The 13,269-nt window shown below is 65.8% G+C and carries 13 protein-coding genes and 2 pseudogenes; 6 read left to right on the top strand and 9 right to left on the bottom strand.

Features of this window, described 5'->3' with window-relative positions:
- Nucleotides 1–34: 34 nt before the first annotated feature.
- The 4 genes from P3102_RS15755 to P3102_RS15770 form a co-directional block, all read right to left on the bottom strand.
- Entirely contained in the window at nt 35–1,090 is a 1,056-nt protein-coding gene (locus P3102_RS15755) for an IS630 family transposase (protein WP_276370049.1), read from the bottom strand.
- A 195-nt stretch (nt 1,091–1,285) separates the two neighbouring features.
- The gene (locus P3102_RS15760; RefSeq protein ID WP_276370069.1) at nt 1,286–1,741 is read right to left on the bottom strand and encodes an ASCH domain-containing protein; all 456 of its coding nucleotides are present in this window, start codon (nt 1,739–1,741) and stop codon (nt 1,286–1,288) included.
- Between the two features lie 80 nt (nt 1,742–1,821).
- Entirely contained in the window at nt 1,822–1,998 is a 177-nt protein-coding gene (locus tag P3102_RS15765; protein ID WP_276370071.1) for a hypothetical protein, read from the bottom strand.
- Nucleotides 1,999–2,333: 335 nt separating this feature from the next.
- Nucleotides 2,334–2,657 carry a hypothetical protein gene (locus tag P3102_RS15770; protein ID WP_276370072.1) on the bottom strand — a complete coding sequence of 108 codons (324 nt, stop codon included), beginning with the start codon at nt 2,655–2,657 and terminating at the stop codon, nt 2,334–2,336.
- 794 nt (nt 2,658–3,451) lie between these two features.
- On the opposite strand from P3102_RS15770, the gene P3102_RS15775 reads away from it, so the two are divergent.
- The 3 genes from P3102_RS15775 to P3102_RS15785 all read left to right on the top strand — a co-directional run bounded on the left by P3102_RS15775 (nt 3,452) and on the right by P3102_RS15785 (nt 4,981).
- Nucleotides 3,452–3,682 (top strand): hypothetical protein, encoded by a 231-nt coding sequence (locus tag P3102_RS15775; RefSeq protein WP_276370073.1) that lies wholly within the window; start codon nt 3,452–3,454, stop codon nt 3,680–3,682.
- A 78-nt stretch (nt 3,683–3,760) separates the two neighbouring features.
- On the top strand, nt 3,761–4,513 hold the full coding sequence (locus tag P3102_RS15780; RefSeq protein WP_276370075.1) for a helix-turn-helix domain-containing protein: 753 nt from the start codon (nt 3,761–3,763) through the stop codon (nt 4,511–4,513).
- Between the two features lie 54 nt (nt 4,514–4,567).
- Entirely contained in the window at nt 4,568–4,981 is a 414-nt protein-coding gene (locus P3102_RS15785; RefSeq protein ID WP_276360487.1) for a VOC family protein, read from the top strand.
- Nucleotides 4,982–5,456: 475 nt separating this feature from the next.
- On the opposite strand, the gene P3102_RS15790 is transcribed toward P3102_RS15785, so the two are convergent.
- Together P3102_RS15790 and P3102_RS15795 are read right to left on the bottom strand one after the other, a co-directional pair.
- Nucleotides 5,457–5,762, bottom strand: coding sequence for a hypothetical protein (locus P3102_RS15790; protein ID WP_276370076.1), 306 nt, complete (start codon nt 5,760–5,762; stop codon nt 5,457–5,459).
- A 259-nt stretch (nt 5,763–6,021) separates the two neighbouring features.
- Nucleotides 6,022–6,939: a LysR family transcriptional regulator gene (locus tag P3102_RS15795; protein WP_276370078.1), complete on the bottom strand. Its 918-nt coding sequence runs from the start codon at nt 6,937–6,939 to the stop codon at nt 6,022–6,024.
- Nucleotides 6,940–7,069: 130 nt separating this feature from the next.
- Here P3102_RS15795 and P3102_RS15800 point away from each other — a divergent pair, with 130 nt between their 5' ends.
- Nucleotides 7,070–8,533, top strand: a complete 1,464-nt coding sequence (locus P3102_RS15800; protein WP_276370079.1) for an MFS transporter — start codon at nt 7,070–7,072, stop codon at nt 8,531–8,533.
- 198 nt (nt 8,534–8,731) lie between these two features.
- On the opposite strand, the gene P3102_RS15805 is transcribed toward P3102_RS15800, so the two are convergent.
- Nucleotides 8,732–9,022 (bottom strand): hypothetical protein, encoded by a 291-nt coding sequence (locus P3102_RS15805; protein WP_276370081.1) that lies wholly within the window; start codon nt 9,020–9,022, stop codon nt 8,732–8,734.
- Between the two features lie 617 nt (nt 9,023–9,639).
- Here P3102_RS15805 and P3102_RS15810 point away from each other — a divergent pair.
- Nucleotides 9,640–10,062 (top strand): nuclear transport factor 2 family protein, encoded by a 423-nt coding sequence (locus tag P3102_RS15810; protein WP_276370082.1) that lies wholly within the window; start codon nt 9,640–9,642, stop codon nt 10,060–10,062.
- A 512-nt stretch (nt 10,063–10,574) separates the two neighbouring features.
- Here the strand turns inward: P3102_RS15810 and P3102_RS15815 are convergent.
- Nucleotides 10,575–10,763: a hypothetical protein gene (locus P3102_RS15815; RefSeq protein WP_276370083.1), complete on the bottom strand. Its 189-nt coding sequence runs from the start codon at nt 10,761–10,763 to the stop codon at nt 10,575–10,577.
- Nucleotides 10,764–11,548: 785 nt separating this feature from the next.
- Nucleotides 11,549–12,147, bottom strand: a pseudogene (locus tag P3102_RS15820) (IS5 family transposase); the annotation flags it as partial.
- Nucleotides 12,148–12,200: 53 nt separating this feature from the next.
- On the opposite strand from P3102_RS15820, the pseudogene P3102_RS15825 reads away from it, so the two are divergent.
- Nucleotides 12,201–13,236 (top strand): annotated as a pseudogene (locus P3102_RS15825) (IS256 family transposase); the annotation flags it as partial.
- Nucleotides 13,237–13,269: the final 33 nt, after the last annotated feature.

Consider the following 13,269-nt stretch of genomic DNA (forward strand, 5'->3'; position numbering starts at 1 on the left):
TCCGACCGAGAAGCCCATGCGAGCTAGTGCCGCATCAAGCAACGTTGGGTAGGTAATCCGGGCGGCGGATTTTGGAGTTGACGGCGGAGTGGTGTTTGGGGTGGCTGTGGCGGTTGCGTCGGCGGAGGTAGCCGGTGATCGCTGTCTCTTGGGTGGCGTGGCTGGGGTAGTCGCTGCCGTCGAGGGTGAAGTAGCGGACCGCGGTGAACTCGCACTCGATCCAGTTCAGCCACGACGCGTGGGTGGGCGTGTAGACCAGCTCGATGTCGTTGGCCGCGCACCACGCGGCGACCTCGGCTTTGGCGTGGGGTCCGTAGTTGTCGCAGACGAGGTAGAGCTTCCCGGCGGGGAAGCGGCGGCGGTGTTGTTTGCAGAAGTCGAGGAACTGCGGCCAGCGTTTGCGGTCACGGAACCGGTAGGACATCTGCCCGGTAGCCAGGTCGAGCGCGCCGAACATGTGCCGAATGCCTTTGGTGCGGGTGTAGGTGGCGCGCGACCGGGCCGGGCGACCGCGGGGGAACCAGCCGCGGCCGGGGCGGGGTTGCAGGTTCAGCGGCCCGAACTCATCGACACAGATCACCCGTCCGTCGGCAGGCGGATGATCGCAGAGGTCGAGGATGCGGATCTTCTTGGCCACGAAGTCCGGATCTTTGCCGGCTTTCCAGGTCTTCGTTGCCTGCCACGACACGCCCGCCTTGCGCAGGATCTGCCGGACGGTTTCGGTACTGGCCCTGATCCAGGCGTGCCCGGCAAGGTAGCCGACCAGCTTGCTCAGGCTCCAGGTCGTGAACGGCAACCCCAGCTCAGCCGGTTTGCAGGCGGCGATGCGGCAGATCTGGTTACGGGCGGCCGGCCCGAATTTAGCTGGTCGGCCGCCCCTCCATTTTGGGGACAACGCCGCGAACCCGGAATCGTCGAACGCGTGGATCACCTCCCGCACATAGCCTTCGGTCGCGGCGAACATCACCGCGATCTCACCCGCGGACCGGCCCTGCACCGAGGCCGGCACAATCCCCGACCGCCGCAGCCGCACCCGATCCCGGGCAGACCACGTGATCTTGACCAGCCGCTGCGCTTCCCCCGGCTCCAACGACCGCGCGAACACCTCCGGCCGACGCGCCACGGCTCACCTCCACCGACCAGCCTCGCCATCAACAACCCAGACGTCCACACAACACGGCTACCACACCAACCTTCCTTGATGAGGCACTAGGTATAGATCCACGCGGCGCGCCGCCGCCAGCAAGAAGGGCACTTACGACGTGGTAAACGATAGGGAGGATGGCTAATCGACGGGGCGAAGATCGGTGATGAGGCGGAAGCGTTGCAGAACCGCCAGCGTCGCGTCGTCCACGGCGAACTCGGGGTCTTCCAACGCCGCACGCGTCTCCTCACTGTGCCAGAACCGCTCGTGGCTCGCCCGCCACTCGGCCACGCTGGTGTACCCCTCTCCCTCGTCTACGACGTGAGCGAGATCCACCTGCGCCAGCGGGACGACGCGTACGCCGGTCACCTCGATGACCGCGACTGGACGGTCGTCTGAGTCAATGACCACTGAACGGCTCCCGACTTCCGGCAGCGGCTCGCCCTCATGCTCGTAGTCGACGACGAGGCCGGTGGTGGAGGTCTTGGAACCGTTGACGATTGCCGCGACAAGCTGGTCACGCAGTGGGCCGGGGAAAGCGAACTCAACCTTGTTCATCGACGCGAGGTCTGCAGGCGGGATGGCGTCATTCGTCATGCGGTCACAGTAATGACCCAGTCCACGCAAGCGAGCAGCACGTAGAGGACAGCCTTCTATACCTCGGCGTTGGCCGCGCATCACGCGCCTGACCCTTCCTCAAGGTGGTCTCGGACCCAGGTCAGCTTCTGCACCTGATCGCCGAGCGAGCCCACGGTCTTGCTCAGCCTGCGATCCGCCAAGCCGATGGCGTGTCCGGGGAAGCGCAGGCCCCAGCCGTTGACCAACGCGACGGCAGCACCGTCTCTCGCGATCACATCCGGAAGCAGGCGCTGGATGCATCGTGGTGGGCGACCTTGTCGGCGACTGAAGACCGCCCTGCGGCGTCGCCCGCACGCGGGCGGTTGTCGGGCGCGAGGTTGCCCTCTCGTGGCAATGTCAGATGCTGGTCGAAGAACCTACCGCGGGGGCGGTTCTCAACTCGTGGCCGCGGTCACCTCGGCTGGCGTCCGGTCCATGTCTCTGTTCTGGACTGGATCGAGAAGGGCCTCGACTAGGAGAAATCGAGACCCTGTCGGCGCAGGACCGGCGGAGAGCACTGATCGACCCGGATCAGCGCTCTCCGCGTGGTCACGAAATCAGTGCGTGAAAGTCAGCGTACTTGGGCGTTGGGCTCGAGAAAGGTCCACCCGAGGCCACACTGCACGGTGGCGTTGCCGGGATCTCCCTGCCGTTCCCAGCCGCTGTAGAAGTTCGAGTAGTCCCAGCTGCCGGTAGGAGTCTGGTACTTGCAGCGGGCCACCGCCCGGTACTGCGTGCCGGAAGCAGACGCGTAACAGTAGGCCTTCGCCCCGTTTCCCTCCGGTGATGCAGTGCAATAGCGAGGGGCCGCGGACGCCGGCGACGCCACGGCGATGGACAGTCCGACACTCGTCAGTGTCGCGGCGAGCATGATTTTCGCGGTCCGAGATTTCATCGAAGCCCCCATGTCGAGTTTGTGCCCGGGTGTCCGGCAGGTGTTGCGGACGACCTAGAGTGTGACACATTATTTGTAGATGTCACAATCCTTGGTCGTGAAACCTGCCCGAAGTGGGGGAGCGGTATTCGGGGTCTCTTCGAGCAGTCGTGCCGCGCTCTGGCTTGATGCATAGCGGTAAGCGCCACCGTTGAGGGCTCGCCGCCGCAGCAAGGGCGACTGGTTCGTGCCTGTCCGGGGCGGCGGGCAAGGTGTGGAGCAAGTTCGGCGGGGGCAACGGTGGCTTTGCTGTGTTGGTGGCCGCCCGTCGAACCACTGTGGGCCTGCGAGTGCCTCTCATCAGAACTATGCGAACTGGCTACGACGCAGAGCTCCGCGCCGTGATCTTGCATCCTCAGGGCGGACCGCTGACCGTCGATCTCATCCGACAATGTGCCGGAACTGAATGGCAGTGGCAGGGCTTCCGGCTACCCAAGGTTGTTCAGGCTAGTGCTCCCGCGCCGGCTACGACGTGATCGACAGCTGGTTGGAACGGGCCGGCCAGCTGTCGCCGGGAAGTGCGAGTCTGGGAGGAACACGAGGGGCCCCGAATACATGAGCCCGCCGGCGACTCGGGCAGGCTCGATGTTCACTGTCTTCTCTTCTGCGCGCTGACTTCAACCTTCAGTGTCGGTGGTGTCCGCTCCGGATGCCATAGTCATGAGGTGACCGGGTACTCGTGGCCGGATGCCCAGCGTCTCGGGCAACGGGCTCGTGATGCGTGGGCCGCGACGCTGGCGGTCTTGCCTGTGGGGATGCTCGTTACGGGCGAGGTGATCGGGCGGCAACGGTTCGGTGTCGTCGTGCGTATCGAGGGCGTGCCCGACGCGGTCGGTCTGGTCGAAGTCACGACTGTGCCGCGTGAGGCTTCACTGCCGTCGATAGGGGACACGATCGCCGGCAAGGTGATCGGCCACGTCGAGCACAACCACCAGGTGCACCTCCGATGGCAGGCATCCTCTCCTGAAGATCGCCGTCAACCGTAAGCCAGGACTGACGCCACGGTCGGGTCATGCGAACACGGCCGAAGGTTGTGCTCTGGCGCTGGTGTTAGCTTCTTGACCGTGAATCTTGATCTCGATGGTGGCGTCGAGCAGCGTCCATCCGATTCTCCGTATGTGGAGCGGGTTTATCGCGCTGGGAAGGCCGCCGTGGTGGTGCCGGCGCGGATGCGGTCCCTCGCGAACTCGAATTGGGAGCTCGTGGTGTGGCGTGACCGGGGCGAGACGCAGGTGACTGTGCGCGGCCCTGAGACGGGTCCCACTGTGCTGGACCTAGACCCAAGCCTGGGGGAGGGGCAGACGATCGGGATCATCTTCCAGCACGGCGCCTTCCTGCCGCCGATGCCGGTGCCCCGGCTGGTCGACACCGCCGTGTCGAGTCCGCACACCACGGCCCACTCGTTCATTCTGCAGGGCGAGGAATGGGAAACGCCGACCTACGACAACGCCGACGTCTTCGTGAACCGCCTGGTCCGTGCCGGACTGCTGGTGCGCGATCCGCTGGTCGCCGATGTGCTCCGCGGGGACACGGCCACTCTGGTCACACCGCGGTCGGTGCAGCGGCGGGTGGCCGCGGCGACCGGGTTGACTCAGGGCGCGATCCGGCAGATCGAGCGAGCGAGGCAGGCCGTGATGTTGTTGGGTCAGGGGATGGCCGCGATCGACGTCGTGCAGCAGGTCGGATATCACGACCAGCCACACCTGGCGCGCTCACTGACCCGGTTCACCGGACGCACGGCATCCCAGCTGAGGCAGGCCGGCGGCGAGGAGATGTTGTCGCTCCTGTACAAGACCGAGGTCGCGGTACGCCCCTAGATTTCGTGGTGACACCGGGAGCGCCCGGCACACCGACATCCTGGAGGGCATGTCATGGCAATCACGCAGATTTACGTCAATCTGCCGGTCACCGATTTGGAAGCGAGCACGAAGGTCTATCTGGCGTTGGGGGGAGCGGTCAATCCGGAGTTCAGCGGTGACACCTCTGTCCAGGTGGTGTTCGCTGACGCGATCGTGGTGCAGCTGATGACACGCGGGACCTTCGCGACGTTCACCAAGCGAACCACAGCGGATGGCCCGATCGAGGTGATCAACGCACTGGCCGCCGGGTCGCGCGAAGAAGTGGACCGCCTGGCCGACGCGGCGCTCGCCGCGGGTGCCACCGAGCCACGTGCGGCCCAGGACATGGGCTGGCTGTACAACCGGGCCGTCGACGACCCGGACGGACACTCCTGGGAGCTGCTGGCCTACAACGCGCACGCCCTGGGCGACGACACGCAGAATTGACGCCGGCGCGGTCACCCGCGCCGCTCTGCTCGGCATGGAGTGCGCCTTCGACCTGAAGAACCGCAGCTCCTTTGTCGCCATGATCGGTTTCTTCACGATCTGCCCCCGGTCGTTGAGACGGGTGTCGGTGCCTCGCCCGTTGTCCGACACCGACACCGAGCCGTCGGGATGCAGAGCGACGGTGGCTCGTCCGCCCGCGTTGCTCTCGGCTTCCTCGGCCGCGTAGGCGATGACCTCAAGAATCAGGTGTGCGACACCGCCAGGCGCGAATTCAGCGGACTTTCGCCGATGCGGTCCAGGTGATCGGCATCTACAGAGCCCGCCCAATCGTGTGACGCGTTCCGCCCAGAACTCTCTGCTGCACTCAGCCCGGAATCATCCCAGCCAGGCGGAAGAACGATGGAGGTGACACTCTCGGACGTCCTCAGGGCGTGCGCCGACAGATGGCTTCTACGGTCAGGCTTTCTCGTCACGGTTAACCCACCGACTTCTGTGCCACATCGAGGTTGTCGAGTTGTCGCTGGACGCGTTCGGCGTCGGTGTCGCGGCCCAACCGCAGGTACAGACCCTCCCCCCGGAGACCGACCCGCATCATCGGCTGGTCGTCTTCGATGTGGTGACTCCACAGGTCCCACACGATGCCCAGAGTCTCGCCGTTGTCCGGATCGACAGCGGTCGTGGATCGGAGCAGGCCGACCACATCGGGGATCGCGCGCAAGGTGGCGACCGTTGCCGTGTTGTCACGCCGGACCGCGTCCAGCTCGGGCGGTGTGGTGGTCACGTGACGGACCTTCTTCGCGTCAACCACCTGCGGATCGTCCTTCCTGCCGCCCGACATGATCGGTGGTCCCGCCTCTCCCGAGACCGCCGCCGCACCTTCGCGACGAGTCATTCCGCCCCGGTCCGGCGGCCCCGCGCGCTCGCATGCCTCGTGGGCACCTCACCAAGCGCCACCTGCAGTCGCGGCTGCAGGCAGGACTGGCCGCCCTCGGCCCACTCGGCCGGCCAACAGGGCGAGACCCGTGCCGCGGGCTGATGGATCAGGCGTTGGTGCGGACCCGCTGCCGCCGCGCCTGGGCGGCCGCCTCGGTCGCCACGTCGGCGAAGGCGGTCAGCAGCGCCGTCTCCGCGCCCGCGCGCCACACCAGGGCGACCTCCGAGTGCGGCATGTCCCGGATCGGCACCAGCGACACGTCCGGCCGCGCGTAGTAGCGCGAGACCGATTCCACCACGGGGGATACACCCGAGCCCGCACCGATCTGCGCGAGCAACTCCTGGAACGTGGCGACCGCGGGCCCGCGTGGGATCCGCCTGCCACTGGGGGTGCGTGCCGGGGCGTGGAACTCCCACCAGTACTCCGGCGCTGGGCCCGCGACGTCGACCAGGGTCTCCTCGGCCAGATCTTCGACGCTGATGGATACCCTGCGGGAGAAGCGGTGCCCGGGCGGCACAGCCAGCACCCGGCGCTCCGACAGGAGGATCGGCCCCACGGTCAGGTCGTCCTCGTGCACCGGCAACCGGGTGATCAGCACGTCCACGTCGTCGGAGCGGAGCGGACCCAGCGGGTCGGCGCAGTGGACTTCGCTCATGGTGACCTGGCAACCCGGGTAGCGGTCACGGAAGCGGCCGAGGATGTCGGCGGTCAGCTCGTTGGCCGCCGAGCCGAGAAACCCCAGCCGAAGCACACCGTCGACCTCACGGGCGGCCGCGGTCACCCGGTCGAACACCCGGTGCAACTCCTGGAACACGGGACGCACCTCCTGGTGAAAACTTTTCCCGAGGGCCGTGAGCCGGACCCGCCTGCTGGTCCGCTCGAAGAGCGTCGCGCCCACCCGCCGCTCCAGCAGCCGGATGGTCTGACTCACCCGGGCAGGTGACAGGTGCAGCCGCTCAGCCGTGCGCCGGAAGTGCATTTCCTCGGCCAGTACGAGGAAGCACTCGATCTCGCGAAGTTCCACCCGGACCCCGATCACCTCAATCGTTAAGCCCAGCTTACCGCTTGTTGCCGAGACGAGGATTGTTCACCCGCGCCGCCCTCAGCAGGATCGACGGGAGAGTTCCGACCGCGTCCCGAAAGGTGCCTTACCGATGTCCGCGTCCCAGACCACGACCCCCGGCGTGGGGTCGGACCAGGTCGAGCCGAGGGGGCTGACCGGTCGCCGGCGACTGATGCTGGTGGCAGTCATGACCGGCACGTTCCTGTCCATGCTCAACGACTTCATCGTCAACGTGGCCACCCCCGCCATCCGCACCGATCTCAACACCAGCTTCTCCGAAATCCAGCTGATCATCGGTGGGTATGTGCTGGTCTACGGGCTGCTGCTCGTGCTCGCGGGCCGTCTCGGCGACATCCACGGCCACCGCAAGCTGTTCCTGATCGGTTCCGCGCTGTTCAGCGTGGCTTCGCTGGCCTGCGGTCTGGCGCCGAATCCGTCGATGCTGGTCGTGTTCCGGGTGGCGCAGGCCGTTGGCGCCGCCCTGCTGTACCCGCAGGTGCTGTCGATTTTGCAGCTCAGCTTCACCGGCAAGCAGCGGGCCACCGTGTTCGCCGTATACGGCACCACCATCTCGCTGGCTTCGATAGCCGGGCAGCTCATCGGTGGTGTGCTGGTGGAGGCGAACCTGTTCGACCTGGGCTGGCGCACGGTGTTCCTGATCAACGTGCCGGTCGGTCTGGCCACCTTGGCCATCGCCGCGGTGTCGCTGCCCAGAACCGAGACCACGGCGCGGCCCAAGCTGGACCTGCCCGGCCTCGGCCTGCTGACGCTCACCCTGGCGCTGCTGACCTTCCCGCTGATCCAGGGTAGGGAGTTCGGCTGGCCCGCGTGGCTGATCGCGATGCTGGTGCTGACGGCCCCGGCGTTGGCCGCGTTCCTGGCCTACGAGCAGCGCCGCACCACGCAGGGCCGATTCGCGCTGGTACCGCCCGCATTGTTCCGCATCCGCACCTTCAGCGCGGGCAACGCCATCGCGTTGATCTTCTTCGCGGGCAACAGCGGTCTGTTCTTCCTGCTGCCGCTGCAACTGCAGAACGGTCTGGGCCACTCAGCGCTCTACGCGGGTCTGACGTTCAGCCCGCTGGCCGTCGCGTTCGGCCTCGGATCGATGCTGGCCCTGCGGATCCAGACCAGGGTGGGCAACCACGTGCTGAGCATCGGATACGCGATCAACGTCGTCGGTAACGTCATCCTGCTGGTCTGCGTGATCGCCGCGGGCCCCGACATGACCGGGCTGCTGCTGGCGCCCGCTCTGTTCGTCGTCGGCCTCGGGCAGGGCTTGGGCGTCAGCCCGCTCATCGGCGCCGCACTGAAGGACGTTCCCGAGGGCGACGCCGGGTCAGCCTCCGGTGTCATCCAGACCCTGATGCAGGTGGGAGTCGCGTTCGGTGTGGCGGTGATCGGCCTGATCTTCTTCTCCGTCCTCGGCTCGGCCACCGACCCGCAGAGCTACAGCACGGCGTTCACCTGGGCACTGGTCGCCAGCCCGCTGCTGTCGCTGCTGTCGCTGCTGCTGGTACCTGCCCTGATCGGCAAGAAGCGCAACACCGCCTGACGAAGTCCAGACCGAACCGATCACCCCGTCACCTTCAAACGACGATAGGACGGCGGAAGCGGGATACCGAGCGTACGCTCCGCGGCCTGTATTGTCAGTTCATCGCAACCCTGTGCATGGTTCGCCAGGTCCGGGTTGGCGCGCACCAGATCGATCGGCCGCTCACTCGCTTCGACAGCGTTCATCCAGGCGCTTGGCTCAGCTGATCCGTATCGGCGTTCTCCCTGTGATCCACGAGGCACATACTGTCATCACAATCGCCATGAGAAGTTCCCCGGCCCCGAAAATGGCGGCAGCGATGACCACGTCGCCGGTGATCTTCCCGAGCGCCCGGTCGCCGCGGCCGGCCGCCCAGTCGGCCCAGGCGACCATCACCTTGAGGGTGTCGACCGGGTGGGTGACATCGGGGGCCATCGCGGCGACCGTGCCGCCGGGGTCGCTGACCGCGCCCCACAGTCCTTCGAGCAGGCCTTGGGCGCTGTCGAGCATGCCGCCGTAGAAGTTCGCGTCGGCTTGCTTTGCGGGAGTCCTGCGGTGCCGGCGCCGCTTCGGCTTTCAGCGCCTCGGCGCACCGGTCGCCCTCGCCACGGAGTTGCCGGCGGGCTCGGGACACAATGTCGCGAGCCGCCTGCCGTTTCGCCTCACCGGACCGGTGAAGGACGGCGGCTGCACGACGGCGGGGGCGCCGCGCTCGCTGTTCGCCCGGTTCCGCACGTCGGCCTCCGCCGCTGCGCGGCCGTGGGCCTCGACCGCCCGCTGAGTCTCGCCTCACCCTGCTTTCCCTTGGGCGATCGCTTGCGTGACCCGGGCTTGTGTCCAGGCCAGGCAGTCGGCGAGATCGCGTCAGCGCGAGCGCGGCGTTGTCCAGCGAGTCCCCGGCGGTGCCGTCGTGGACAAGTAGTCACATTGACCGGCGTACGCGGCGAGTCGATCCAGCGACGAGAACACCACCGTCCATCGCCCCCGGTCTTTTAATTCGGTTACTGCAGACCTTAAGAATTCAGGTTCCTGGAGCTTGTGTCTGAGTCCCGTCGGTTCGGAGCGGGAGTGGGTGACGTCGGAAATCCGCCACCCCTTCCGGCCCATGATCGCCTAGGGTTGCGGGCATGTCTCAGCAGAGCCGTGACATCGTCCAGAACGCCTGGAAGGCGTTCGCCAGCCACGACGCGGACCAGATCTCCGCGGTCTTCACCGAGGACGCCGAATGGCTGGCGCCCCCGGGAAACGCCACCGCCGTCGCACTGGAGGGCCCGGCTCATATGGTCGGCAGGAAAGCGATCGTGCAGTTCCTCGCCGAGGACTTCCCGCGCTTTTTCGTGAGTGACGTCACCGTGACCTTCCACGGGCTCTATGCCGACGGCGAGCGCGTGATTGTGGAGGAGACCATGACGGCGACGCTGGCCAACGGCAACCACTACGCCAACGACTACTGCATCGTCTTCGAACTCCGCGACGGACTTGTCCACCGGGTCCGCGAGTACATGGACACCGCTCGCGGGCGCCGCATGGTCTTCGGCGAGGTACCGTAGCGAGTCAGGCGCGGGTTGAGCCGGAACTGCAGAAACACATGACAGATTCCAAAGCGGCTGGATTACGGCGGTTCTGGCTCGAGGTCGAGTCCGGTGTGGGTTTAAGTCAGGTGGCGCCGCCGGATATTGGCGCAACGCCAATGACCATAGCCACAGTTTGCCGAGGTGATGACAAGGCGTCGTCTGATAGTGGAGCAGACGGCGAATCAATCCACTGTAGACGGTTCGGAGTGCGCTCGGAATGTCGACGGGCCAGGTGATCGTCGGCGGAGGGTGCACCGCTGGTTTCCGTGAACGAGAGCGCAGTCGGCGTGGGGTGGCTCAAGCGGTACCAGCACAAACTTGAGGACATCTTCGGAGGAGTGCTGGTCGGCCTGGAGATCAGACTCGGGCTCGACAGGGGCCCTGAGTGCCACCGAAAGCTTTCTGGCCACCAAGTGTCTGGACGTGGACCAAACTGACATCCTCGCCACCCAAGGCGTTGCCGGGCGCCCAGCGCGCCGCAGGCGCACTCATCGACGAGCCTTCTGGTACAGCAAATATATCTCGACGGCAAGTACTACCATCGTGAGGACGGTGACAATTCCCACGCCCCACCAGTTGATCTCCGCGGAGCCGAAAGCGAAATACAAGTCCAAGGTCAGCAGAGCGATCAGAATGAAGTTGGCTGTCCAAACGATCTTCCCGTTTTTCATCAGCATAGACCCCTTCGCGCATCTTTGATCATCGATCGCGCCTGCTTGCACCGGGCTGACGCGGCACCCGGTCACCAGTGTGACAACCCCCGGTGCGGTCCAGCCCGAACAGCAGGACGCGGTTTCCCACGCGTGGTTTGGCCGTGGCTGGCATGAGCCCATAACCAGTGATTCGACCTCACAGTCCACCCGGGAGTGATTCCCAGACCGGGCTTCTCGTTCGTCACAGCCCGGCCCATGCTGCCGGCCCAGGTGCCGGCGGATCCCGATCAGCATTCAGCCGCCGGTGTAGCTTCTCGAAGCTAACCTCAGCTGGTGATCATTCGATGTCTCGTCGGCGCGAACAACTGACACTCACCGATCACCACCGGAACCAGGAGCACGAGCTGACCTGCCTGACCAACCAGCACGACCCGGAGATCCACTCACCAGACTGTACCTGTCGGCTAATCTCGGCACCACCCCGGACGCGGGCTGCGCCGGGACCGAACGTCTGCACGCGGTCACATCCGCGTTCAGCAAGCCCTACGGCTTCGACGTCGTCTGCGCCACCCGCTGCTTGCACCTGCGACACCGGCCAGTCGTTCCTGCATCGGCTCTGCCCCGCCGAGCTGGAGGCAGCCTTCGCCCGCCACGCCGCTTACCGTGTCGCTTTCGTCCGTCCGCGTCGCAGGCGCCATTGGGGTTCCGGCCGGGTGTGGAGCGACAGCACCGGCTCAGTCGTTGGCATGGACACCGTCCACGCAGTTGTCGCAGATCTCGCTTTGTTCGGCGATGATGCCGTGGTCGTGGACCCAGCGTCGGAGCGCGAGTTGGTCGTAGGCCTTGTCGGCGTGCAGCTTGGCGGGCTTGCGTCGTCGCCAGCCGCGGTGGGATTTGACCGCGGGGGATCGCCATCACCGGGGGTTTGAGCGCGAGCGAGTCAGGGGTGTTCGCGGCGGAGATCGCGACCGTGAACGGCAGTCCGGCACGGTCGGACAGTACGTGGATTTTCGAGCCGGGCTTCCCTCGATCGACAGGGCTGGGACCGGTCAGAGATCCCCTTTTTCGCGCGGACGGAGGCATCGTCCACGATCGCACGACTCCAGTCGAGCAGGCCATGGCTGCCGAGTTCATCGGGTAGAACACGATGGAGCTCGCGCCACAGCCCGGCCTCGGTCCAGAGCGTGAAGCGACGGTGCGCGGTCTGGAACGGCACCCCGAACGACAGTGGCAGGTCCCGCCAGGCACATCCACTGGTCAGCACATACACGATCGCGGTGAACACCTGCCGCGGATCCAACGGCGCAGTCCCGCCACCCTGCGGACGCGGCGTGAACACTGGGATCAAGGACTCCACCAGCTCCCACAACTCATCCGGCACGAGACACAACGACAATCGATCAACCACGACCAACATCATGGCGCATTAGCCACCGATCGCCACGTAAGACACACTCTAGAATCAACGTGCCGCGAGATCGGAAGAGCACGTTCGAACCGCAGATCGTGAAGAAGCGGCAACGGCGACTCGCCGAAGTGGACGAGATCGTGCTGCTGTTGTATGCGAAGGGAATGACGACCGGGGAGATCTCGGCGCATTTCGCCGAGATCTACGGGTCCTCGGTCAGGAAGGAAACGATCTCACGGATCACCGACAAGGTCGTCGCCGAGATGAACGACTGGGCCAGCCGCCCTCTCGACGCCGTGTACGTGGCCGTATTCATCGACGCGACCACGTCGAGGTCCGCGACGGCCAGGTCGCAAACCGGCCCGTCTACGCTGCCGTCGGCGTCACCATCGAGGGCCACAAGGACGTCCTGGGGCTATGGATGGGCACCGGCGGCGAGGGCGCGAAGTTCTGGATGAGCGTGCTGATCGACCTGAAGAACCGCGGTGTTCGGGACGTTTTCTTCCTTGTCTGCGACGGACTCAAAGGTCTGCCCGACGTCGTGACGAACGTGTGGCCGCAAACTACTGTTCAGACCTGCGTTGTGCACTTGATCCGCAACACCTTCCGGCTCGTGTCCCGCCGGGATTGGGACGCGGTGAAACGCGACATCAAACCCATTTATACCGCACCCAGCCGGGACGCCGCCGCGGCCGCTCTCGACGAATTCGAAGAGAAATGGGGCGCGAAGCATTCAGCGGTGATTCGTCTATGGCGCAATGCTTGGGACGAATTCACGCCGTTCCTTGACTACGACGTCGAGATCAGGACGATGATCTGCTCCACGAACGCGATCGAATCGTTGAACGCCCGCTACCGGCGGGCGATCCGCGCACGCGGGCATTTCCCGACCGAGCAGGCCGCGATGAAGTGCCTGTATCTTGTGACCCGAGGCTTGGACCCCACCGGCACAGGCCGCGCCCGGTGGACGATGTGCTGGAACCCGTGATCAACGCCTTCGCCACCACCTTCGGTGACCGCCGGCCGGGAGCCGAAGCTACTGATCAACAACGCCGGAAACACCGATCATCCGCGAGCCGCTGGCAGTAGTCGAAGCCGATCCACGGCACGCCATCGGCCGAG

The sequence above is a fragment of the Amycolatopsis sp. QT-25 genome (assembly GCF_029369745.1).
Lineage (GTDB): Bacteria > Actinomycetota > Actinomycetes > Mycobacteriales > Pseudonocardiaceae > Amycolatopsis.